A 24,344-nucleotide genomic window follows, 5' to 3' on the forward strand; every position below is an offset into this window, starting at 1 on the left:
ATTAAACCACAATCCAAGTAAGATGAACTGGTACAGTTAACGTGATAAATGCCTAAACAGTTGTCAGTAACTCGCCTATTTTCTTGATGGCATTTTCTAATGCCCCATCGAGAGGCATGGAAGTATTTAGTCGCAGGTAGTTTTTAAACTTGGTATCGCTTGAAAACAACTTCCCATATGCCACAGTTATCTGTTGTTGCAACAAAGCTTGATAAATCGACTTGCTGTCCGTCCCATTTGGCAACTTAACCCATACAAAGTAGCCACCTTCAGGTACGTTATAAATCAGGTTTTGGGGCAAGTAGCGTTGTATAAGTTCAATGAACAAGCTTTGGCGCTGTTGCATGATTTTTCGAAGCTTTCTCAAGTGATTGTCGTAGCTGTCATTTTGCAGATAATGGGCGATACCTTGCTGAATCGGTGCACTACCCGACAAAGTAGAGATAAGTTGTAGCTTTTGGATCGGCTCGTTAAAGCGATGGTTTACGACCCATCCTAGCCGATACCCCGGACAGAGACTCTTAGAGAGTGAGGAGCAGTGAAGCACTCGCCCTTGCGTGTCAAAAGTTTTAAGAGACGTCGGTTTATTTGCCGTGAAATAAAGCTCGGAATAGACATCATCTTCAATCAAGTAGACATCGTGTTGTTCCGCCATCCGGACAATCCGTTCCTTTTGTTCATCTGACAGCAGTGCACCCGTCGGGTTGTGAAAATTAACCATCAGCCAACAAGCGCGAACAGCATGTTTTGCAAATATTGCTTCAAGCTGTTCAAGATCATGCCCGTTTTGGCTGTCTACAGAAACCTCGATTGCCTTCAGCCCAAGACGTTCTATCGCTTGAAGCGCACCATAAAAAGCCGGTGACTCCACAACAACCGTATCTCCGGGCTGAGTAACCGCTTGCAAGCTCAGATTCAACGCCTCGAGCGCGCCAGAGGTGATCACAATATCTTCGTGCGTAATCAATATGCCTTGCTGTATGTACCGTTGCGCGATCAAACGACGTAATGACTCACTCCCCGGAGGCATGTTATCAAGCAAGCTTTCTGGCCCCATTTTACGGCCAGAGCTGGCGAGGTTGCGGTTTAAGGCTTCGAAAGGAAATAAACTGGCGTCGGGAAACGCGGAGCCCAAACGCACTGCATCGGGCAATCCTTGATGTTTAAGATAATCGTAAAGCTCATCATTGAAGCTAGAGCGATAAGCTGGCACGACTTCATTGCTTGCCTCAAAACGCTCTAATTCGGCCGTAACATAATAGCCGGATTGAGGTTTAGCACTTACCCAGCCCTGAGCTTCCAGTAACTGGTAAGCCTGTAATACCGTCCCCGCACTCACTGAATGATTACGGCTGGTCACACGCACAGATGGCAGCTTCTCCCCTGCTCTCCATGTATTCTGCTGAATCTGAGTTTTAAACAGCTCAGCTAATTGACGGTATCGATTCATCATTCTCTCACTTTGACTTCGGGTGAACCTTAGCATACTTCGCGCCGATATTCTGATAGCTGACTTATCGTTCTTGCAAGGTAATTAATCAATCTTAGTAAGATGAATTCGCGATCCGAAGTGTAGAATTATGTTCCATACTTTCAAAGAAATGACGTTTTTGGAGGAAGTTATGAAAGTGTTTACCATGGATGATCTCTCATACCGAGGAGCGCATAAAGGTGTCCATAGCTGGGACCACCCTGGTGCGTCCGATCCTTATTATTGGCACCCAGACTGGTTACATATTGCTGAAGATGCAATGGGTGTACACAAAATGGCGGATCTCGTTGTGCCACCAGGTGAAACAGCAACGGAAGAACATGCTAAAGAGGCGATTGTAAAACACCTCAACGAGGAAAACGCTAGCAAAGAAGAAAAACAAGACGACTAGACGCGCACATCGGTAAAATTAGGTGCATCATCATGGGCCGACTAGCGGGTCGGCTCACTGGCTATAAGTGCTATCTTAAATATGTTGGTTGTATTGAGTCATTGATGATGCACACCTCCGGGTCAAAACAACGAAAGTGTTTTCGTTAACCAGCTATGCTCTGTTAAGTTTGCCAATATTCCACCCAATGACCTCTAGTTGACGTAATTTTGAATCAAATAAAGACATCCTGACATAGAAAAAACAACGTCTAATCTGGTTTCTCGTCCAATCCAGTCAAACCCGACATTAACCTCAAAAATCCATTAAAAAAGAAGAACAAGAAATTGAACCCAAAAACATCTCTATCTGATTCTCCGGTGTTAGTTTTGCGTTCTTGTTTTGTAACGAGTTTACCTAGGCTTTCTATGCCATCAGTTAAGCAGAACCATGTAACTTTTCCGTAACAATTTGGCACATAGACACTTTCGAAGTAAACGATTGCATTCGATGTACAAAACAGCATCAATTCTCGATAAAGCTTGCTTCTAACTCCCCTTCTTAGCACTGTTAGCATGCCAAAAGTCTGGTTTATCTTTGAATTCGATTTCTAATAGCATCTTTTTTAGGTTTTCTTATCAGAAGGTGTTGTAACAAGTAATGCTGAAAGGTATAAATACGGGCACACCCTTCGATTAACATGGATGAAGATTATGTTTGAAAAAGTAGTAGCCGCTCCGGCCGACCCTATTCTTGGTCTTACTGAAGAATTTAAAAAAGATACTCGCGCAGAAAAAATCAACCTTGGCGTAGGTATTTACAAAAACGAACAAGGTGAAACCCCTGTTCTTGCTACGGTAAAGAAAGCTGAAGCAGCTCTAATTGAGACTGAGAAAACTAAATCTTACCTAACCATCGAAGGGACTGCAGAATACGCTCTAGCAGTACAAAAACTGCTATTCGGCGAGAGCGCTGAAGTGGTTGCAGACAAACGTGCAAAAACAGCTCAAGCGCCAGGTGGTACAGGTGCACTGCGTGTTGCTGGTGAATTCATCAAACGTCAGCTAGGCGACGTTAAAATCTGGATCAGCAACCCTACTTGGGCAAACCACAATGGTGTGTTCACTGCGGCTGGCATCGAAACTGCTCAATACAGCTACTACAACGCAGAAACAAAAGACAAAGACTTCGATGCGATGCTTAACGATCTTCAAGCGGCTTCTGAAGGCGACATCGTTCTTCTACACGGCTGCTGCCACAACCCTACTGGTATCGATCCAACAGCAGAAGAGTGGGAAACACTAGCTAAGCTAGTGGCAGAGAAGAAATTGCTTCCTCTATTCGACTTCGCATACCAAGGTTTCGCGAAAGGTGTAGAGGAAGATGCAGCAGGTCTACGTACTTTTGCCAAGTACAACAAAGAAATCCTAGTTGCTAGCTCGTTCTCTAAAAACTTCGGTCTTTACAACGAGCGTGTAGGTGCCTTCACTCTTGTTGCTGAGTCAGAAGAAGTGGCAACAACAGCATTCTCACAAGTTAAAGCAATCATCCGTTCTATCTACTCGAACCCACCAGCTCACGGTAGCGCTGTTGTTACGCATATTCTAAACGATGCTGACCTTCGTGCAGAATGGGAAGCAGAAGTAGCAGAAATGCGCGATCGTATCCAAGAGATGCGTGAGTTGTTTGTAGCGACACTGAAAGAAGAAGGTGTAGATGCAGACTTTAGCTTTATCGAACGCCAAAACGGCATGTTCTCTTTCTCTGGTCTATCTAAAGAGCAAGTGAACCGTCTGAAAGAAGAATTCGCTATTTACATTGTCGGCTCTGGCCGAATCAGTGTGGCTGGTATGACTAAGTCAAACATGGGCCCACTATGTAAAGGCATTGCAGCAGTTCTTTAATCTGCAGCGATAAGATAAGAAAAGGTCAGCACTTGCTGACCTTTTTTGTATTCAATTAAGACTTTAAGCTAGTAAACGAACCTGAGGCTTAAACCCACCTCATTGATGTAATCAGAGGGTGCTCCCGAGTAGTCCGTATCTCGGTATTGGTAGTATAGACCGGTACCAATGACGTCATGCCACTGATAGTTAAAGCCGATTTTATATTTGTTTTCGTCAACAATATCACTGCGATTGGCTTCAATCTCAGCGTTAACAATCAGCGTTTCACTCAGCAAGTAGTTTGCGCCAAATACTGCCGCGTGTAGGAATTCCGATTCGGATACCAGTGTTTTATCCGTATCGTCATCCGTTGCTTTTGCCTTAATTGCACCTAAACGATAAACACCGTAAAGGTCGAGTTGTTGGGTTATGCCATATCGGTAACCACCACCAACCGTTAAACGATCGATGCGCAGCGTGTAAGTATCTGGATGAAAAAACTGTGCGGAATAGTCTGCATTAAACAGCCAGTTATCCGTGACTAAATAGTTACCACCCAAATCAATCGTCGTAACATTCGCATTTTCTAACCATTCTTCGTTGGTTGTCCCTGCACCAACGTTTAGATAAATATGTTCATAACCAAATTTGTCCGCTTGTTCCGCCTCTGAAGCAACGCTAAGTGCAGAAAAAACACAAAGTGGCACAAGTAATAAACTTCTCAACATTCGATTTCCTTTCATGAGAATCAATAGATGCTTTCGTAACCCGATTTTACTCATTCGACATCCACGATATTAGCCGAATGACATTACTATTGTCGTGTTACACGTCGGAATCTTATGATTAAGTGCTCAAAACAACGAACGAGTAAGACTCTGTTTTAAAACTAAGTTAAGATTACTTTATTACTTGAAAATCAAAAGGCAACCTTATGGATGCAGAACTTCTCGAGATTTATAACTTTCTCGCCAAGTATCCCCCTTTTAACGAACTCCCAGAAGAAGCACTAAGCAAAGTCACCGAAAGTGTCGAAATTTCGTATTATCGAGAAGATACTCCGATTATCCACTTTGGAGATGAAGTTCAAGAGCTCTTCGTCGTGAGAAGTGGCGTCGTTGAGGTTTACCGACGTAAAGGTGAACTTTATAGCAGACTGGATGAAGGCGATCTTTTTGGTCAGATGGGCCTGCTTACCAATAATAAAGTTCGTTTTCCTGTAAAAGCGATCGATGATGCCCTGATCTACTGTATCCCTGGCGACGTTTTCCAGGAAATGTACGATAACTACGACTCATTTGCTGACTTTGTCGAAGTTGAAAACAGCGCTCGCCTGCGCATGGCTATCTCTGAAAATAAAGAAGCCAACGATCTCACGACTTCCAAAGTGAAAACGTTGCTAACGCGTGACACTCCGACGATCGAGCGTGGCCAGTCGATTCAGGAAGCAGCAAAAATTATGGCAGAAGATAACGTCTCGTCACTGCTTATTATTGACCCGGACTTTGTGCGAGACGAAGACGACCCACAGTCTCCAGTATTAGGTATTGTCACCGACCGAGACTTGTGCGCGCGTGTACTGGCCGAGGGTTTATCCCCACATGAAGATGTTGCAACGGTAATGACTACCGAAGTGATCTCACTCGATCATAACGCTTACATCTATGAAGCCATGCTGAAAATGTTGCGTTATAACGTGCACCACCTCCCTGTTGTGAAAGATCAACAGCCAATCGGTATCATTGAAACGACGGATATTGTTCGTTACGAATCACAAAACTCATTGCTACTTGTAAGCAGTATTTTCCACCAGCACACCATCGAAGAGCTGGCCGCCGTCGCTGAAGAAGTCAAAAGCAGTTTTGTTCGTTTGGTGAACGAGGACGCCAATTCTCACATGGTCGGCAGTGCCATGTCCGTAATCGGTCGTAGCTTCAAACAGCGCTTACTGGAAATGGCCGAAGAAAAGTTAGGTCCACCACCTGTCCCTTACTGTTTTCTCGCGCTTGGCTCCATGGGGCGTGATGAGCAGCTTCTGGTTACCGATCAGGACAATGCCATCATTCTCGACGAAAGCTACCAGGAGTCGAAGCATGGTAAATATTTTGAGGAGTTAGCGCAGTTTGTCAGCGATGGCTTAGATGCCTGTGGCTACAAATATTGTACAGGCGATATCATGGCAACCAACCCAATGTGGAGAATGACACGTTCACAATGGGAAGAGTGTTTCGCCGACTGGATCGACGATCCAAACCCGAAAGCCTTGCTCAACGCATCCATCTTCTTTGATTTGGACGGCGTGTACGGACGACTAAAATGGGCAGAGCAGTTAACCAGCTTTATCGTCCGTCGTGCACGTAAAAACAATCGCTTCCTGGCTTGCCTTGCACGTAACGCACTTAACCGAACGCCTCCACTCGGCTTCTTTAAGAGCTTTGTGGTGGAAAAAGATGGGCAGCATAAAAACTCCATCAACCTCAAGCGTCGTGGTACAGCCCCGCTGGTCGATTTGATCAGGGTTCACGCGTTGGCTGTTGGATCTCGTACACAGAACTCATTTGAACGCCTAGATGACATTATTGACGCCGGTATTCTGCCAAAAGGTCGCGCTCAAGATTTAAAAGATGCGTTAGAGTTCATCTCCATGGTTCGAATTCGCCACCAAGCGTACGATGTTGAAATGGGCATTGAGCCTGACAACAATATTGAACCGGAGAATCTGTCGGACTTTGAGCGCCGAAACCTTAAGGATGCCTTCCAAATTCTGAGTAATGGCCAAAACTTCCTTAAGTTTCGCTATCAAGCAAACAAGAGCTTTAAGTGAGGCTTAACATGTTAAAAAAGCTCTTTCAAAAGCCGACTATCCAATGGCACACGAAGTTTAAGCAAAAAGTCGAGATGGCGACGGATGAAAATCTGGTAGCCTTTTACGGCACTGAATTACCATCGCCAGACACACCGATTTCAGACGTTGAGTTTGTCGCACTGGATTTAGAAACCACGGGCTTAGATCCTGATAAGAACGACATCATTACGATTGGGCTGGTCCCTTTTAACCTGAAGCGTATCTTTTTGCGTAATGCTCGTCATTGGAAAGTAAGACCGAAACAAAAGCTGGATGAAGACTCTGTCATCATTCACGGTATTACCCATAGTGAGCTGATTGATGCGCCTGATTTAGGGGATATTCTCAATGAACTGTTGCCCTGTTTAAGCGGTAAGATCGTAGTGGTGCATTATCGTCGCATAGAGAGGGAATTTCTCGATAAAGCATTGCGAGATCGCATCAATGAAGGCATTGAATTTCCGGTATTGGATACTTTCCAGATAGAGGAAGACATTCAGAAAAAGCGACCGGGAAGTCTGTGGGAGTCGTTAAAAGGCAAGAAACCAGAATCGTTGCGATTAGCTCAATCACGACGCCGTTATGGCTTGCCGGACTATACTCCTCATCACGCTCTGACTGATGCGATAGCTACTGCTGAACTGCTTCAGGCACAAATCGCGCACCATTACGATGAAAGTCAAGCAATCAGCGAATTCTGGCTTTAGCCTACAGCCAGAAAAACAAAAAGGAGCCAATGGCTCCTTTTTAATTTAACGCGCTCGAGATATTTCGAAATTATAACTTAAAGCGTTTGATTTCCTGCTCAAGCTCATGTGATAGCTCAGACAAGTAAGCGGCTTGTTCAGCAGCTTGATGCGCTTCTGCTGAAAGCTCGTTAGAAACATCACGAATGCCTTCAGTGTTACGAGTAATCTCTGTCGTTACCGACGCTTGTTCTTCAGCAGCAGAAGCGATCTGTGTTGCCATGTCGTTGATTTGCTCAACTGCGCTATGAATTTGAGTCAGACTCGCTGCTGCTGAGTTCGCATCATCAACGCTGGTATCAGCCAGAAGACGGCTATCACCCATGATACCCACCGCTTTCTTGGTCGTACCTTGCAGCATCTCGATGGTTTCTTGAATTTCTTTTGTTGAAGCGTGTGTGCGTTGGCTCAATACACGAACTTCATCAGCAACCACGGCAAAGCCACGTCCTTGCTCACCTGCTCGTGCCGCTTCAATAGCAGCGTTAAGTGCCAGCAAGTTTGTTTGTTCTGCGATGTCTTGAATGGTCGATAGAATCGTATTGATGCTATTACCGTGCGCTTCCAAATCCTGAATAACATCGGTCGCAACCTGCACTTCTTTGGCCAGATTCTGGATTGAAGATTGCGTCTGCGAAACTTGGCTAGAACCGTGAGCGCAAGCGCCTACCGCCTCTTCTGAGTGGCTAGCCGTGCTTTCTGCGTTACCCGCAATTTCTTGCGTAGCGGCCGCCATTTCATTAACCGCAGTCGCCACCATGTTGATTTCATCTTGCTGATAAGAAATACGCTGACTACGTTCCTCTGCTTGCTGAGCCGTGGTACGAGCCTGTTCAGACAGTGATGAAGAGACATGGCTAAGTGTGGTCACCATGGTATGCATGTTGCCAACAAAGCGGTTAAAGTTTTCTGCCAGTTTACCAACTTCGTCGTCACTGCGTGGTTCCAGACGCTGAGTCAAATCACCTTCACCAGAAGCAATTTCTTCCAGTGCATGAGATACTCGGTTTAGATCGCGGAACAAGAAGCCAACTAGCCAAGAAACCGCAACAATCACCGCGATTGTGATCATCACAGCAGTGATCAGCAAGTCACGCAACAGTACTGCATTGCCCGCCTCTTCCGTCGCGCGGTCCATCTCAATGGCGAACATCCAATGCGTTCCCGCTACTTTGTGGAAGTAGTAGAGTTTTTCTACCCCTCTGATGATCGTGCTTTCAATTTTACCTTCGTCAGCAGCGCGCTCGATCGCCTGTCGTGAAAAGTCTGTCGATAAGCTGCTGATTGGCTTTAACGTCAAACTTTTATCCGGATGAGCAAGAAACGTCCCTTGGTTCATGTCAATCAACATCGCGTTGGCATTTTTACCAGCATCTAAGTTGATCACATCACTGATAAGCTGATCGATAAGAACATCGGCCCCGACTACCCCGATAAACTGACCATTTTTCATAACCGGCTCTGCGATAGTAACCAAAAGCGCATTGGTGATCGCGTCTTGATAAGCCTCAGTGATGATCTGTTTACCCGCGACATTGGCATCTTTATACCAAGGGCGAGTTCGCGGATCATAATCAGCACGGTTTCGCTCAGGATGAGAACGGTACATCTCTCCTTTTGGCGTACCAAGGAAGATATCATCAAAGCCGCCAGCTTTGCGTGCTTGCTGTAAGAACGGCACAACGTCCTGTTCGGTCGAGTAATCATTAAATGCGGTGGCGATTTCTTTACGGATGGTAATCCAGTCAGAAATCCCTTCCGATGCAACGGCACTCAAGCTTTGTGCTCTTGAATAAACACCAGCAGAAGTCTGATCAAACAGTTGACCAGCCGACAACCAAGTCAGTGCAGCAGCCATAATAACCACAGCCGAAAGACTCGCGCCGATAAGTTTTTGTTTTAGTGAAAATTTCATATTTTTATATTATTTGGGAGGACAACCTAGGAGCGTGAATATTACACACTTTCTTGGCACTAATCACCAAGTTTCAAAACAATCAATTACATTGCTAACTTATTGTAAGATATAAACTTTAACAGTGTCATTCTTTTGTCTGTCGTCAGAAAAACAACACAAAAAAAGCCAGCTAAGCTGGCTTTTTAAACATAGTATTTTATTCCGACTATTGACGCTCGGTTCTCATACCCATCAATAAGCTCACACACATCGCAAGCAAGATGATAGTGAATGGCAACGCCGTAGAGATGGCACCGGCTTGCAGAGCCTGAACGGCTTCCGAACCACCAATCCAAAGCAGTGCAACCGCAATGGCACCTTCCATCAATGCCCAGAAAATTCGCTGTGGCACTGGTGCGTCAACTTTACCACCTGCCGTGATGCTGTCGATAACCAATGAGCCTGAATCTGAAGAGGTAATAAAGAACACCAAAACCAGAACGATAGCAATAAACGACAGGATGTTACCAAATGGCAGTGAATCAAACATTTGGAACATGGCCAGTGACACGTCAGTCAGACCATTCGCACCTAGATCGCCCACTTTATCAACCACCTGCTCGATAGCCAGACCACCAAATACAGACATCCAAACCACCGTCACTGCGGTTGGAACAAGCAGAACCGCGGTAATGAATTCTCGTACTGTACGGCCACGGGAAACACGCGCGATAAACATACCTACGAATGGTGACCAAGAAATCCACCAAGCCCAGTAGAATACAGTCCAGCCTTGGAACCACGCTTCGTCAGTACGGCCAAACGGGTTGCTCAGTGGAATGATGTTTTCTACGTATGCCATCAATGTGGTTGGAATAGAGCCCAGGCTAGCCGCCCAGCCAATTAAACCAACAAGGATAAGTAGTAAGAAAGCAACAATCATGTTGATGTTACTGATGACTTTCACCCCGCCATCAATACCGCGAACAACCGATACCACTGCAAGTAATGTCACCACAGTGATGACAATTACCTGCAGCCCGATACCAGCCTCGATACCAAACACATGGTGAATACCACTTGCGGCTTGTTGTGCTCCCAAACCCAGCGATGTTGCCAGACCAAATAGTGTTGCCAGTACCGCTAAAATATCAACAATATGGCCAGCCCAGCCCCAAGCACGATCACCCAATAGTGGGTAAAAGATCGAGCGCATCGACAATGGAAGCCCTTTGTTGTAAGCGAAGAAAGCTAAGGAAAGCGCAACAACACCGTAAATGGCCCATGGGTGCAGACCCCAGTGGAACATCGTTGCACCCAATGCCAATCGCGCTGCTTCAGGGGTGTTTGCTTCCACACCTAATGGTGTTTCATACCAACCTGTGAAGTAAGCAACGGGTTCTGCCACACTCCAGAACATAAGACCAATACCCATACCTGCAGCAAACAACATAGCTAACCACGATAGGAACGAGTAATCGGAAACTGCGTCTTTACCGCCGAGGCGGATTTTCCCCATCGGGGATACTATCAGTACCAGGCAGAATATAACGAAAATGTTACCTGAAATAATGAATAGCCAATCAAATGAACCGATGATTTGCCATTTGATTCCATCAAGTACCGTCTTAGCAGTGTGTGCATCTAAAACCAATGCAGCCACAAGAAACAGTGCAATTAAACCCGCACTAATCCCAAAAACAGGGTTATGTACATCAAACCCCCATTTTTGAACGTTATCCTGACCTACCGTATAGTCGGTACTATCGATACTGTACTTATCTATACCCTTTGTCATCGTTCCTCTCTAATTCTTGTAATCTTTACGCACCAAACAATAAAATCATTCGAACACGATACGTTTTAAATTCCGTGAAGGGTCAAGATCCTAACATTTGAGGTGTTTTTGTCTAGATTTTCCATAAAAAATCCACATTTATTACCTTTCAATCAGAGATTTCTGACCAAATAAATGCAACACATTGCATTAATAATTAGACCACAAACAATTGTTGCTATAATAATTTTAGAGCGTAGTGATTCACTTCCACCATGCTGTAAATGGAAATTGGAATCATCAAAGAAGTGCCGGAAGAGAAACGACGGAATTTTTTTACACAGCTCTTTAAATAACAAAGCATTTGAGTTAGTGTCGCCTCGTTAAATGTTCCTACAGACTGGATGAATAAATTGGAAAAGTACGAAGAAGTATTGGTCTCGATTCGTCAGATCATCCGCGCTATTGATTTACACTCTAAAAAGCTGAGTAAAGAGTCTGGTCTGACTGCACCTCAGCTAATTTTAATGCGTGCTATCAACGAGTTAGATAATGTCACTATCAAACAATTGTCTAGCCATACCAATATGAGTCAAGCCACAGCGACCACCATTCTCGATCGATTAGAGCGTAATCAGTTTGTAGAACGTCGCCGTAGCGTTGAAGATAAGCGCAAAGTGCACGCTGTACTGACAGAACAGGGACAAGAAGTATTAAAGCAAGCACCGACGCCGCTACAAGAGCATTTCATTAATCGATTCCAGAAGCTGGAAGAATGGGAACAAACACTGCTACTTTCTTCAGTACAGCGTATTTCGACCATGATGAATGCAGAAGATATTGACGTTGCCCCAATGCTTGAAATTGGCAGCATTACTGGTACCGTTCCTAAAGCTGAGTAATCACTCCCGTCAGTGCTCGCCTGACGCGGGCACTGTGTTATTTGGTAAGTCCTGTCTCAAATGCATATTTGGCCAACTCGGCGGTCGAATGCAGATCTAGCTTGTGCTTAATATTATGACGATGTGTTTCAACTGTTCTATAACTGATACTCAGTAATGTAGCGATTTTTTTGCTGCTATTCCCCTGCGCAACTAATTTGAGCACCGCTTCTTCTCTGCGACTCAGTGGGTTAGGCCTTTGATTGATTGGGGTAACATCTTGCGTGAACAACGTCTGGGTGACGGACTCACAAAAATAGGTTGAACCCTGATTAACCGTTTTGATCGCCTGAACCATTTTCTCTGCTGAAATCTCTTTCAACATGTACCCTACTGCCCCGGCTTGCATCACTTTCATGATGTACTCTCGGTTGTCATGCATGGTTAACATCAAAATTCGGCTCTCAGGCACTTCCTCTTTTATGATTCCCGTTGCCTCAATGCCGTTCATTATGGGCATACTGATATCCATAAGGATCACGTCAGGATGAAGATGCTTGGCCACTTCTATTGCTTCCAAGCCGTTACTGGCGGTACCTATGACTTCAATGTCCGGCTCTAGTTCCAACCGTGCCATAAAACCATCTAACACCACCTGATGATCATCGACAATCAACACACTAATCGGTTTATCCATAAACACCTTCATCCAAATTTAGCAGCACGGTTATTTCGGTCCCCAGACCGAGTTCACTCATCAATTCAAATTCACCACCAATAAACTCAACACGCTCCTGCATGTTTCGCAAGCCAATCCCTTGACGATGGACCGCTTGGTTGACGACAAATCCAATTCCGTCGTCACGTATCAGTAATTGCAGCATATTGCCCATTTTTTGCAAAATCACCGTCACTTTTTTCGCTTTCGCGTGCTTTTCGATGTTATTCAATGATTCCTGAGCAACGCGATATAAGGTAGTGGCGACTTCCGACGTCAATTTTTGCTGCTGGGTATCAAAATGGCTATCAATATCAATCCCAGAGTGAGAGTGAAAATCCTGTAGTAATGTGGTAAGCGCCGCTTCCAAACCAATATCATCCAGCGCACTTGGCCTCAACTGGTGGGAAATATGCCGGACTTCATTGATGGCGGTAACTAACGAACGTTGAGATTTATCCAAGTGCTGCTTGAGTTTTTCGTCTTCCAAACGATGACTCATCAGATCTAAATGGCATTTGCTAGAGACCAACAGCTGATTGATGCCATCATGAAGCTCGCGCGCCAAATGTTTTTTCTCATCTTCCTGAAACATCACGGTTTTATACGCCAGTTCTTTCAGGTTTTTATCTGCAAGGCGATGTTCGTGCAAGTTAATGGCAAGGGTTAATACGATGATCACGGCAACCGTAACGACCAGAATCACAACGACCGAAAAGAAGGTCGTTTCGATATTTTTGTTCACTGCCGCGCGCATGCTGGCCACTTCCTGGCTGACATCCTCTATGTACAGCCCGGTTCCGACCATCCACTCCCACTTATCTAACCAACCCGCATAACTGAGCTTTGGAACAACCTCACCTGTCGACGGCTTTTGCCATAAGTATTGGTGAAAGCCACCACCCGTTTGCGCTTGATATAACAGCGCCTCAATGAGTCGATCGCCATTCTCATCTTGGAGGCCAAGCAGGTTCTCCCCGACTAAATCAGGTTGTGCTGGATGGACAAGGTTAGTGCCATGTTTATCGTAAGCAAAAAAGTACCCATCAGACCCATAGGTTAAGTGGTTTAAAATCGCTTTTACACGAGCTTTGGCAACGTCTTCTTCAATCGTTGTGTCGTTATAGATGTGAATGATGGCGTCAAAAGCAACATCGACGGTATCCTTTAGCGCCGCTTCTTTTGACTGAATGAGGTTTTGGTGGAAAAGCTCCACTTCTCGCTGACCAAGGGTCTTGGCTTGGTAGATAGAAATCCAACTGATACTGGCTGACACCAATACCACAGGTATCAGTGTCAGCAGAATTAACTTTGCTTTGAGAGGCATCCCTTCCCTCCATGAAACGCTGCTCCAAGCGTCAACGCATAAGCAGCTTAACAACTTGTTTCAAAAGGAGGAAACTCTCAGGTCACAAAATCTCCTTTTAGCCCATGCCGTAAAAACCAGGAAAGAATAAGAGCGACGCAAGCACGGCTATCTGAATAGCGATAAACGGCATCACGCCCTTATAAATATCACGCGTTGTTACCCCTGCTGGCGCTACCCCTTTCAAGTAGAACAAACTGAAACCAAATGGTGGCGTTAGGAAAGAGGTTTGTAGGTTCATCGCTACCAGAATCGCAAACCACGTCATATTAATGCCTAGCATCTCTGCAACTGGGGCGAGGATTGGAACGATGATGAAACAGATTTCGACGAAGTCGATGAAGAAGCCTAGAATCAAAATGACAAGCATGGTGATGATGAGGAAGCCCCATTTTTCACCTGGAATACTCAACATCCACTCTTCGACTAAGTAATCACCACCAGTGTACGTAAATGCCATGGAGAATGCGGTCGCACCAAGCAATATCGCAAATACCATCGCGGTGACTTTTACCGTCTCTTTTGAAGCATCATAAACCATCGACCAGCTGAACTGCTTGTACAACACAGCAAGTACGATCGCACCAGCACCACCCAATGCCGCCGATTCTGTCGGCGTGGCAACACCTGCGAAAATAGAACCTAATACCACGATGATTAAGGCCAGAGGTGGCAGAACCGCTTTGAGCGCGCTAATGACTTCTTCTTTTCGGCTGACAGACTCATCACGCTCGATAGGCTGAGCGGCTTGCGGGTTCAACTTTGCATACACCAGAATGTAGATCACGTACGCTACAACCAGTGTGATTCCCGGCCATACCGCTGCTTGGAAAAGATCACCAACAGGTACACCTAATACGTCCCCTAGTAGGATCAAAACAATCGATGGAGGGATAATTTGCCCCAGCGTACCTGAAGCACAGATGGTGCCGCACGCCAGACCTTTGTCATAGTTGTACTTGAGCATCACAGGCAGGGAAATAAGCCCCATTGCCACAACAGAAGCGCCAACAACACCGGTAGATGCAGCAAGTAACGCCCCTACCAGTACAGTAGAAATGGCGATACCACCACGAACGCCACCGAACAGACGCCCCATTGACTCTAGTAGCTGCTCTGCAAGCTTGGTTTTCTGTAAAACCAGCCCCATGAACACAAATAACGGCACAGCCATTAGTACCGTGTTTTGCATAATCGATTGAATTCGATATGGCATAAAGGCAAACATTTCAATGCCTTCTGCCCAAACACCAAAAATCAGTGCGATACCACCGAAGGTAAACGCAACGGGGAAACCCAGAAGTAGCGCAAATAAGGCTACAAAAAACATGACTATACCGATCATAATAACTTCCTTTTACGACTTACCGTTATTACCGGCATAGATAAGATGAGGGTTAACAATTTTATTGATAGAGTGCAGCAACAAACCAATCCCACTCACTGCCATAAAAAAGAATGATAATGGGATCATTGCCTTAATGATCCAACGGTAAGGCAAACCACCTGGGTCTCCAGAAGTCTCCCCTAGTGCATAACTTTCTTTGGCAAAGTCGATACCGAACCAGGCGACCAATAAGCAAAAAGGAAGCAGGAAAAATAACGTGCCTATTATGTCGATAATGGATTGCGCTTTATAAGATAAACGCTCGTAGAAAATGTCGACTCGAACATGACCACCAGCTTTGATGGCGTATGGTACACCCAGCAAAAATACTGAGGCAAAAAGGTGCCATTCCATTTCCTGAAAGGCGATAGAAACATCGTTGAACACGTATCGCATAACAACGTCGTATACCACATTTAGTAGCAGTAAGATGAAGAGGATGCTGGACAACCACCCCAAAAAATCACTGAAGCGGTTAAACATCCGCTCAATATAAATAAGGCTTCTCATTCCTGACTCCGTGGAACGTATGGTTGAGCTCCGCTAAGTGGCGGAGCATTTTATTATGAGTTTTTTCTTGGGCTTCACTCGCTGCCCAAACCAATTCGCTTGGGCAGCATACTGACGTATTAGTCAGCTTGGCTGTTTAGATAAGCACGTTGTGAGATATCAGTCCATTGACGAACTTGCTCCATGTAAGCAGCTTGAGACTCTTGAATCTCTTTCGCCAAGGCATCTTCTTCCGCGTGTTTCTTCAGAAGGCGATCATTAGCTTCTTTCATTGCTGCCATTACTTCTGGCGGGAAGTCCTTCACTTCTACGTTCGGGTACTCTGACTTGATCGTCGCCCAGTTTTTACCACTTTCGTGTTTAGACTGCGTGTACATATCGTAAGCTGCAGTTTTCATTGCCACTTTTAAGATCGCTTTAAGATCATCAGGCAGTTTTTCCCAAGTACGCTTGTTGACCAGGAACTGAAGCTCTGTCGCTGGCTCATGCCAACCTGTGTAGTAGTAAGGCGCAATTTTGTGGAAGCCCATGCGAAGGTCTAGCGAAGGTCCAACCCACTCAAGTGCATCAATGGTGCGACGTTCAAGAGACGTGTACAGTTCACCCGGTGCGATATTGGTTGGCTTAGCGCCCAGTTCAGCCAAAATTTCTCCAGCAAAACCAGGGATACGCATTTTCAGACCTTGAAGGTCATCCAGTGTTTTAATTTCTTTTTGAAACCAACCACCCATTTGAGTATCTGTGTTACCACCAGGGAACGACATCAGGTTATGAGGAGCGTACACTTTGTCCATCAACTCCATGCCACCGCCATAGTAGAACCAAGCGTACTGCTCTGTAGGTAACATACCGAAAGGCATAGAAGAAAAGTAAAGTGTGTTTGGCACTTTTCCTTTCCAGTAGTAAGACGCCGAATGGCCCATGTCGTATTGACCTGATTTCACCATGTCAAACACACCAAAAGGTGCTTTGTGCTTGTTTGCTGAGTCAATACGAATTTGCAGACGGCCGTTTGACATTTCTTCTGCCATTTTAGCCATATTTTTCGTGGTATCGCCGAAGATAGGAAAGTTAGGTCCCCATGTTTCTGCAAGTTTCAGGCGGTAGACTTTTTCCGCAGCATTAGCAGAAGTTGCAGCGAAGGCCATCGCGGCAACCACAGCAGTAGTTTTCAGCACTCTTTTAAGAGATTTTTGGATCAAACTCATCGTTCACGTCCTTTGTCACCAAGGTTATTGTTATCATCCATTTCACAAGGATTTGTATTACACCAAGTAACGAACAATGTGCTTGTCTAAAGTTGACTCTTAAAATAGCGCAGCATCATTTGAGTTACAGGGCGTAACTTGATGCTAAAGATGTATCAATAACGTTGATTCTTAAATGGGCAGGAACACGCAATTTTTACTGCCTACCACTCATACATTAGCCATTGGTAGTACGTATTTATACGTAGGAGATTAACCCAATTAAAATTTCAAGCCTAAATTAAACAGTTAGTTAGGAAGAGATTAAAAATATCGAAAATAGAAAACCACGTAAGTAGTAACTTTCCAAAAAATTTACAAAGTATTTAAAGAATTGTGACATTTGCCATTTTGACGTCGCTAGACTTGCCAAAGAAGGAGCAGAAACACGGAGTGACGGGACGTTAGGTCGCTCAAAAAAATACCCCGACAATAGTCGAGGTATTAGAGAGCTGTATCTTAATAAGATTGAGGATTTAAAAACTAAATCGCTTTGTAGATAACTTTGTTACCTGCCAATTGCTCTTTTTGAACCAGGTTTTCTTCAAGAAGCTTCTTCAGAGCGCCAGTTGCCCATGATGCCGCTTTAGTGTCTTCTTGACCTGCAGCAAGGCCGATGCCTTTAGGGTTAATACCGTCCGCATTTGCGACAACAATATCTAGCACTTGTTGCTGTTTTGGAGTTAGCGCAACTTCTACTGTTTTCGCTACAGCTACTTTCTTCTCAGCTACTACTTTCTCGGCAACAGCTTTCTCAGTAACAGAAGGTGCTGCTTTCTCAGCAACAGGCTTCGCTGCTTTTTGTACTGCAGCAATGTTTGCTACTGTCGCTTTAATGCGCTTTTGCAATTTCATTTGCACTTTACGCTTATGAGCAAGTCTCATTGAATATGTCTCCAGTTCACTGCATATCAGCAGGGATGAAAATTTGAAGCGCGTTTTATACCAAAATTCACAAGCAATTTGTAGGTTTTAGCGCCGAAACGCGATGAAAAATGCGCTCAAAACGCAGAGCGTCTAGAATTTATACAGGTAATTTGTGAACTGTTTTATTGAATACTGGGTATAAAAACAGAGGTTTTTTATCCACCAAATGCATTTTGTTTCACACCGGACAAATGAAGTAATCGCACCGCAAATAGCCTAGAAGCACAGTTAAATTAGATCGTGATCAACGGGAAAGCATTTGGGTATTTTGTTGACTCTATGAGGTTAAATGCATGGAAACGCTACATCTCACAAATTCACATTTTAAACCTGGTTCTATTCTTACCCGAATAACCTTGTTGGTTGTCGCTTTAATAACTTTTTTTCTTGTGTTGATATCACCTGGATGGAAGCAAGCGATATTGTCTGTGGTATTAATGGCGGTTATTGTCGGCTTTGCAGTTATGATGATTAAGAAAAGCCAAGTCTCGTTTACGCTAACCGCAACCCACTTTCAACAACACCTTTTTAAGGGTGGTTGGGTTGTTCGCTGGTGCAATATTGAATCGATAGGTATTTGTAGCTATCAACAAGACGGATGGTACCAACCACTGCCCTGGATTGGCGTACGGTTAAAACACTACTCTCCTTACTTGGATGCGATTTGCCCTCGCATCGCGACAGAAATCCTCCTGAGCCAACGTGCGCTTCTGTATTTAGGGGCACGACAAAATCAATGTGAAGAAAAGTTCGAAGATATGGTGCTCGATCCAAGGCCATACCTGAGCAGTCAGGGAAAGCAATACGATGGCTTGCTTGCGATGCTTGCAAACAGAATGAAATATCAGCGAGATTTTTATGGCTACGACGTGTTTATCTCAGCCAGTGATTTGGATAGAGAAGCCGAAGATTTTGTCGGGTTAACTCGGCGGTATTTAGCTGCCGCCGAGCCAGACTTACTCGAGACAAAATAACTTTGTTCTGCCCGAGTCAGACTTCGCTAGTAAAGCGGCATCTCATCGGCAACAAATGGGTTGGTTTTACGTTCATGACCAAAAGTAGATTGTGGGCCGTGGCCTGGAATGAAGGTCACATCGTTACCCAGTGGCCAAAGCTTCTCTTTGATCGACGTGATTAAGGTATTGAAATCACCTTGAGGGAAGTCTGTACGACCGATACTGCCGTTAAACAGGACATCACCCACAAATGCTACGCGAGCTTCTTCACTGTAAAGCACAACGTGACCAGGTGTATGACCCGGAGTGTGGATCACCTTCAGCACTTGATTACCAAATGTGACAGTGTCACCCTCATCAAGCCATTGATCAGGTTCAAATGCTTCAGTTAGCGGGAAGCCAAACATTTTGCTCTGCCCTTCTAAGCCTTGTAACCAGAAATTGTCCGCTTTATGAGGCCCAACAATTTCCTTTCCACCAAGCAAAGCCGCTAATGGCTGAGTGCCACCAACGTGGTCCAAATGTCCATGCGTCAATACCAATTGAACAACATCAACGCCTAACTCTTTGATTAACACAGCAAGCTGCTTCTCATCACCGCCCGGGTCAACCACGATGCCTTTCATCGTTTCATCACACCAGACAATAGAACAGTTTTGAGAAAAAGCTGTCACCGGGACAATTTGGTATTTAAGAGCCATGGATAACCTATCACCACATAAATTTTATTAAGACTTCCGCAACTATGACACTAAGCCTAAATGACTTCAAGACTTGTGAAAACCTTGCGCGTCAAGACTTTCAAGGTGACTTGCAACCTCACCTACCAGGAGCGAACCGCACCAGTGTCAATATGAACGAAGTTACTGCCCGGGTAGTAGCCAACACCACCAGCTTTCAGACTTAAAGCGGCGTCACGTACAGTAGACAACTTTACGCCGTCTAAACGAAAGTCGATGGCTTTACCTTCCATGTGAAGGCTTTTCTTTGCCACACCAGAAGAGTTGTTACGCAATGAAGAGTTCGTCTTTGGTGAACGATACCCAGAGATCACAATGACTTCTGACTCCGTACCAATAAGCTTTTGGATTTGGCTGATCTGATCAAACAAACGTCGATCCATAGGGAAGGTTTCATTACGTCTGTGATCGCGACAGAACTCATCTAACCTTTCAAGCTCACTTTTTACGTAGCCACTTCCATCAAAGTAGCACGTTTCCAATTGCTCACCAGTATTCAGGTTATTCATCGCTAGTACGCGAGGTTCATCAGGCAATGAAGCCCATGAGAGAGTTGGCATTGCAGACGCCAATACAACACCACCAGCGGTCATTTTAAGAAAATCACGACGGGAAAAATTACGACTTACCATATAGAAATACTGCTCAAAAACTACACGAAAGGCGGACATTAACCAAACTGGTGCATTTCGTCAAACGCACAAATCAGTCTGGAATGTCCTAATCGACTATTTTGGATGGATTACTGGTTGAACGACAAGTAAATTTTCTGCAATGTAAATTTACTTAAAGTTTTGTGTGCCGCTACCCTTGATTATCGTAAGAATAAATATCATCACGGTAATACAGCGTACCTTCTTCTAACCACGCAGTTTGGTAGATGATGTGGACCGCAATACGCTCGCCTAAAGGAACCGACGTATTAGAACGACGGGCACTTTCGCGTTTTTTCGCGAAACGCTCTTCCAGCCCCTGCGTTTTGAAAAGCAGTTCAGCTAATTGATCGGCATTTTCCACGCGAACACAACCAGAACTGAATGCTCGACGATCTTGCTCAAACAAGTTTTTACTTGGCGTATCGTGTAAATAAATGGCCTGCGGGTTTGGCATGTTGAACTTATACAAGCCCAACGCATTTTGTGAACCCGATGCCTGACGCATTCGGTATGGGAAAGTTCGAGGATTAACCGTCGCCCAATTGATAGTGGTAGGATCGATGATCTCTCGTGAAGTCCAAGATCGAATGATTTGAATGTTATTGTGAATCAAATACATTGGGTTGCTTTTTACTTTAGGAATGATGTCTTTGACCATGATCTTCCATGGCACATTCCATGTTGGATTCAAAATAACCGAATCCATATTGACCGTCATTATCGGCGTCTTTCTTGAACTCTTACCAACCACGACTTTCGACTCAAACAGTGGCTGTCCATCATGCCAGTATGTAACTTGATACCCTGGCACATTGACGAATACGACATTATCTCTCTCTTTCGCCCATATTCTTGAGCGCTCAGCATTTAAAGCAAGCAAATGCAGCCTCTGCTTAGGAGAAAAGTTAATCCAACGGATCGTATTTGGCCCGATAACGCCGTCTTGCTTCAAACCATGAATACGCTGAAATTCTTTTACAGCCAGTTCAAGGTTCTCATCATATCGCGCCGAATTTGGGTCAACATAGCTGACATCCACGCCCACTATCGCAAGGCGCTCTGCCAAAGAGGCTTTATTGGTTATTGGATCGCCAAGACGAAGCAAGCCTTGTTGCTCGTATAAAGGGTATTGGTATTGCGCGTGCTCAGATAAGGCTGAAAAAGCCGAGTTGAAATCTCGATCCATTTGCAGCGGAGAACGCAAACTGGACAAAAACTGACCCAGCTTACCAACAGTCAGCTCATTGCTAAGAACCGATAATGTATCGATACTCGGCGGAGGAAGATCAACTTGCGTTTTATTGGCAAATAGCCAGTTAACCCCTTCGTGAGGCAACTGCTCCAGGTAACTTAAATACATCAGCAATGAATCTGTCATCACCAAATCAAAGTCGAGGTTGTCACCTTGCCATTTGATCTGGTTGATTCTATGCAGCTGGTTATCAAACTCTTTAGTGACGTCTGCAAGCGCGACAACATTCAGCTGAAAGATGAACTGTTCAACGTCACTTTCATTCTGCCAGTTCAAACGGTAGTTTGTGCTCTGGTACAATTGCTCCACCACAGATGGATAGTGGATCATTTTTTCAATTGAGAGCTGCTTAACCGCTCCCTCTTGCTCCACTTGTGAAGTATCGTCAAGAGAAACTGCGGTAGAAAAGCTGCAAAACGGCACTAAAAGTGCCGTCATTATTAGAACCCTAGCAAACACTGATACAACCCTTACCTACTTGCCTTATTAGAAAGTATGGCAAATATCTCACAGGTTGCTGCTTTAAAAATAAGAACGGGACAATATTTTTTCCGATAAGTTTCACATAAAACTATCAATAAGGTTGTTTTTCACACAATTCTAGACCAATGATTGTCCCACTGTATACCTGTTGAAAATGTATTCTTAAATTCTATTGGCTGTTGCTCGACAACTTTGCCTGCACCAGAGCTAATGCGGAACTCATCCCCGTAGATCACAACACCCGATGCATCGGGTAACGCGTTCAACTCAACCAACTTGCCCGTCGCTTTGGACCAAATGCCATAGCAGCTTCCCGGAGGAGAAGTGGCTAATATCCACTCATCAGTCGCCGCAATGCTGGCAACGTAATGATTGAAACGCGCCCATTCTTCAGGTTCAGCCTCAAGCTCCAGCATTTTTTCACCCCGAGTGTGCATCGCGATAAGAGCCGGGTATTCATCTGGCTCACCTCGATATTGCTGGCCGCATAGCACTGTCTCTGAGCCATCGTGCGCAAGATGACGAATGCTCAGCTTGTGATCGGGCAGAGAAACTTGATCGAGCAACTCACCATCTTGAGACAGGTAGCTCAGACTTGGGGTCATCGAATCGAGGTTTAGAGGCTCTCTTCCATTAGTATGCACACCGCCAACACCGGTCGCTAATGCACCATCGGGCATCATGATGACTTCATGTGGTCCGATACCAAAGCCTGACAGCTCATCCATCTTTTGATACTGCTTGCGCACATCGTAAACGCCAATAATACCTCGGCTTGTTCCCCTTTCACCTTCTGTCGCAAACAGATAGTTCCCATCGTGGGAATACACGCCGTGACCATAGAAGTGACGATTTGCTTTTGCCGTGTGCAGCTTTATCGCTTGCCCATTCCGATAGTCAAATACCATGAAGAAGGTACCCGGCCGACGACCAAACACCGTCGCATGACCGTGTTGGTTGATAGCAACACCATGACCACGTTCTGGAATTGGCAATTTGGAAATCGGCATCCCATGTTCATCGGCAACAACTGCTGCATATTTGTCACGGCCAATGATTGAACATCCAATTAACGCTGGCGTTCGCGGAGTCGTACTAGCACAACCAAAAGGCAGTAATGGGGCTGCCGCTCCAAATAGAGCGGCTTTAAGCAATGTGCGTCTTGTTTGATCAGTCACCATCGGTAGCATTAAATCCTATAACCACGCCGAGTTCGATTGCTACCTCTTCATGAATGAGGTACTTCAATTGCTCTAACTTGTTGTATTGCGCCAACACCATGCGGTAACCATCTACCGTTTGTAGTGCTTCGAATAAGCTATTCTCCTCAGGCCAAGTCTCAAGTGTCATGTCAAACTGACGCGAAACTCGATCGGCGAGTTCCAACTTGCCCTGTTCGCGCAAAAGAGCGTCTAAGCCATCGCCATTGGCCAAGTATAAAGCTTGCATGCTTTGCACGTTTGCTTTCAAATTCGCGAGTGAAGTGCCTGAACGCCAAGACTCAGAAAAGTAAGGTCTCGGATGACCAATTTTCGCCATCGGGCGGCTCAACTTTTTCATGCTGTATTCAAGCTGGTTGGACAGTAGCGAAATATATTCCGACTCCCACTCCGTCTTTTTCATTGCTTTCCACGGGTTCTCGGCCCAAGCGTTCGCAATCAAGTCGGCTTTAGCGTTGAGGTTTTGAGAAATTGATACCGCTGTGGAACAGGTATTGCTGTTTGTTTCCAGTGTCGAACCACTATCGTAAAGTAACCACTCTAGTGCACCCAAGCCCTGTACCGTCACGCTCTGCGTTGAGATCTGTTGTGCACTCCAGACTTGATCCGATTTGGTTAGTGCCGACATTTTTCGTCCGGTGGTATTCTTTTTATCTGGCCAGAATTGCACATTCCAGCTTTGCTCCAACGCACTCGCAGGCCCGCGCTCCTGTCCTTGTAGAGCCATCCAGGCGCGCATGGTTTCATGCCATTGTTGTTTTACTGAAGATGGGTCTTTATCCCCTGATGCACAAAAATCATTAAAAGCACGTTCTAATGATGCGCTCTGTTCTAAAAAGGTATGAGCAGATTGATACTCGATTTCATACACACTTTGCGAAATATGGCTCGTTTTCTCTGCCTGATCATCGGCTGAACTCAATGTCGATTGGCAACCCGTCAGACTCAGCGCAGTAACAACGGCACACACTAATAGTTTTTTATTCAC

General features: G+C 45.0%; 21 protein-coding genes. 6 read left to right on the top strand and 15 right to left on the bottom strand.

The features are described from left to right. Window positions 1-52: 52 nt before the first annotated feature. The gene (locus VER99_RS08715; RefSeq protein ID WP_031334744.1) at window positions 53-1,450 is read right to left on the bottom strand and encodes an aminotransferase-like domain-containing protein; all 1,398 of its coding nucleotides are present in this window, start codon (window positions 1,448-1,450) and stop codon (window positions 53-55) included. A 172-nt stretch (window positions 1,451-1,622) separates the two neighbouring features. Here VER99_RS08715 and VER99_RS08720 point away from each other — a divergent pair, with 172 nt between their 5' ends. Both VER99_RS08720 and VER99_RS08725 read left to right on the top strand, forming a co-directional pair. Beyond that, a complete protein-coding gene (locus VER99_RS08720; RefSeq protein ID WP_020335526.1) occupies window positions 1,623-1,883 on the top strand; it encodes an SMI1/KNR4 family protein in 261 nt (86 codons plus the stop codon). A 692-nt stretch (window positions 1,884-2,575) separates the two neighbouring features. Further along, entirely contained in the window at window positions 2,576-3,766 is a 1,191-nt protein-coding gene (locus VER99_RS08725; RefSeq protein WP_014232358.1) for an amino acid aminotransferase, read from the top strand. A 68-nt stretch (window positions 3,767-3,834) separates the two neighbouring features. On the opposite strand, the gene VER99_RS08730 is transcribed toward VER99_RS08725, so the two are convergent. Continuing rightward, window positions 3,835-4,476 carry an outer membrane beta-barrel protein gene (locus VER99_RS08730; protein WP_020335528.1) on the bottom strand — a complete coding sequence of 214 codons (642 nt, stop codon included), beginning with the start codon at window positions 4,474-4,476 and terminating at the stop codon, window positions 3,835-3,837. 206 nt (window positions 4,477-4,682) lie between these two features. On the opposite strand from VER99_RS08730, the gene VER99_RS08735 reads away from it, so the two are divergent. Both VER99_RS08735 and VER99_RS08740 read left to right on the top strand, forming a co-directional pair. Then, the gene (locus VER99_RS08735; protein ID WP_020335529.1) at window positions 4,683-6,572 is read left to right on the top strand and encodes a DUF294 nucleotidyltransferase-like domain-containing protein; all 1,890 of its coding nucleotides are present in this window, start codon (window positions 4,683-4,685) and stop codon (window positions 6,570-6,572) included. A gap of 8 nt (window positions 6,573-6,580) precedes the next feature. Next, window positions 6,581-7,300 carry a 3'-5' exonuclease gene (locus VER99_RS08740; protein WP_020335530.1) on the top strand — a complete coding sequence of 240 codons (720 nt, stop codon included), beginning with the start codon at window positions 6,581-6,583 and terminating at the stop codon, window positions 7,298-7,300. Window positions 7,301-7,370: 70 nt separating this feature from the next. Here the strand turns inward: VER99_RS08740 and VER99_RS08745 are convergent, their stop codons facing one another. Both VER99_RS08745 and VER99_RS08750 read right to left on the bottom strand, forming a co-directional pair. Continuing rightward, window positions 7,371-9,254, bottom strand: coding sequence for a methyl-accepting chemotaxis protein (locus VER99_RS08745; RefSeq protein WP_020335533.1), 1,884 nt, complete (start codon window positions 9,252-9,254; stop codon window positions 7,371-7,373). A 208-nt stretch (window positions 9,255-9,462) separates the two neighbouring features. Further along, complete coding sequence (locus VER99_RS08750) at window positions 9,463-11,034, bottom strand: BCCT family transporter (protein ID WP_020335534.1); 1,572 nt, start codon at window positions 11,032-11,034, stop codon at window positions 9,463-9,465. A gap of 392 nt (window positions 11,035-11,426) precedes the next feature. On the opposite strand from VER99_RS08750, the gene cosR reads away from it, so the two are divergent. After that, window positions 11,427-11,915, top strand: coding sequence for a MarR family transcriptional regulator CosR (gene cosR / locus VER99_RS08755; protein ID WP_014232364.1), 489 nt, complete (start codon window positions 11,427-11,429; stop codon window positions 11,913-11,915). Between the two features lie 37 nt (window positions 11,916-11,952). Here cosR and VER99_RS08760 read toward each other — a convergent pair whose 3' ends face one another. The 6 genes from VER99_RS08760 to VER99_RS08785 form a co-directional block, all read right to left on the bottom strand. Continuing rightward, complete coding sequence (locus VER99_RS08760) at window positions 11,953-12,591, bottom strand: response regulator (protein WP_020335536.1); 639 nt, start codon at window positions 12,589-12,591, stop codon at window positions 11,953-11,955. Continuing rightward, entirely contained in the window at window positions 12,584-13,939 is a 1,356-nt protein-coding gene (locus tag VER99_RS08765; protein ID WP_014232366.1) for a cache domain-containing protein, read from the bottom strand. Before VER99_RS08765 ends, VER99_RS08760 begins: the two co-directional genes overlap by 8 nt. 97 nt (window positions 13,940-14,036) lie before the next feature. After that, complete coding sequence (locus tag VER99_RS08770) at window positions 14,037-15,323, bottom strand: TRAP transporter large permease (protein ID WP_014232367.1); 1,287 nt, start codon at window positions 15,321-15,323, stop codon at window positions 14,037-14,039. A 12-nt stretch (window positions 15,324-15,335) separates the two neighbouring features. Continuing rightward, window positions 15,336-15,875 carry a TRAP transporter small permease subunit gene (locus tag VER99_RS08775; RefSeq protein ID WP_014232368.1) on the bottom strand — a complete coding sequence of 180 codons (540 nt, stop codon included), beginning with the start codon at window positions 15,873-15,875 and terminating at the stop codon, window positions 15,336-15,338. Window positions 15,876-15,994: 119 nt separating this feature from the next. Continuing rightward, the gene (locus VER99_RS08780) at window positions 15,995-17,083 is read right to left on the bottom strand and encodes a TRAP transporter substrate-binding protein (protein WP_020335537.1); all 1,089 of its coding nucleotides are present in this window, start codon (window positions 17,081-17,083) and stop codon (window positions 15,995-15,997) included. A gap of 522 nt (window positions 17,084-17,605) precedes the next feature. Then, window positions 17,606-18,007, bottom strand: a complete 402-nt coding sequence (locus VER99_RS08785; protein ID WP_014232370.1) for a hypothetical protein — start codon at window positions 18,005-18,007, stop codon at window positions 17,606-17,608. Between the two features lie 335 nt (window positions 18,008-18,342). Between VER99_RS08785 and VER99_RS08790 the strand changes: the two genes are divergently transcribed. Beyond that, on the top strand, window positions 18,343-19,023 hold the full coding sequence (locus VER99_RS08790; RefSeq protein ID WP_020335538.1) for a DUF2982 domain-containing protein: 681 nt from the start codon (window positions 18,343-18,345) through the stop codon (window positions 19,021-19,023). Window positions 19,024-19,049: 26 nt separating this feature from the next. Here VER99_RS08790 and VER99_RS08795 read toward each other — a convergent pair whose 3' ends face one another. The 5 genes from VER99_RS08795 to VER99_RS08815 all read right to left on the bottom strand — a co-directional run bounded on the left by VER99_RS08795 (window position 19,050) and on the right by VER99_RS08815 (window position 24,344). Further along, window positions 19,050-19,706: an MBL fold metallo-hydrolase gene (locus tag VER99_RS08795; RefSeq protein ID WP_020335539.1), complete on the bottom strand. Its 657-nt coding sequence runs from the start codon at window positions 19,704-19,706 to the stop codon at window positions 19,050-19,052. Window positions 19,707-19,828: 122 nt separating this feature from the next. Continuing rightward, entirely contained in the window at window positions 19,829-20,377 is a 549-nt protein-coding gene (locus tag VER99_RS08800) for a DUF882 domain-containing protein (RefSeq protein WP_014232373.1), read from the bottom strand. A 172-nt stretch (window positions 20,378-20,549) separates the two neighbouring features. Continuing rightward, window positions 20,550-22,112, bottom strand: a complete 1,563-nt coding sequence (locus VER99_RS08805; protein ID WP_455685309.1) for a L,D-transpeptidase family protein — start codon at window positions 22,110-22,112, stop codon at window positions 20,550-20,552. A gap of 131 nt (window positions 22,113-22,243) precedes the next feature. Next, complete coding sequence (locus tag VER99_RS08810) at window positions 22,244-23,326, bottom strand: DUF1513 domain-containing protein (RefSeq protein ID WP_024372910.1); 1,083 nt, start codon at window positions 23,324-23,326, stop codon at window positions 22,244-22,246. Continuing rightward, the gene (locus tag VER99_RS08815; RefSeq protein WP_020335543.1) at window positions 23,307-24,344 is read right to left on the bottom strand and encodes an imelysin family protein; all 1,038 of its coding nucleotides are present in this window, start codon (window positions 24,342-24,344) and stop codon (window positions 23,307-23,309) included. Before VER99_RS08815 ends, VER99_RS08810 begins: the two co-directional genes overlap by 20 nt.

The organism is Vibrio natriegens NBRC 15636 = ATCC 14048 = DSM 759 (genome assembly GCF_035621455.1).
Taxonomy (GTDB): domain Bacteria; phylum Pseudomonadota; class Gammaproteobacteria; order Enterobacterales; family Vibrionaceae; genus Vibrio; species Vibrio natriegens.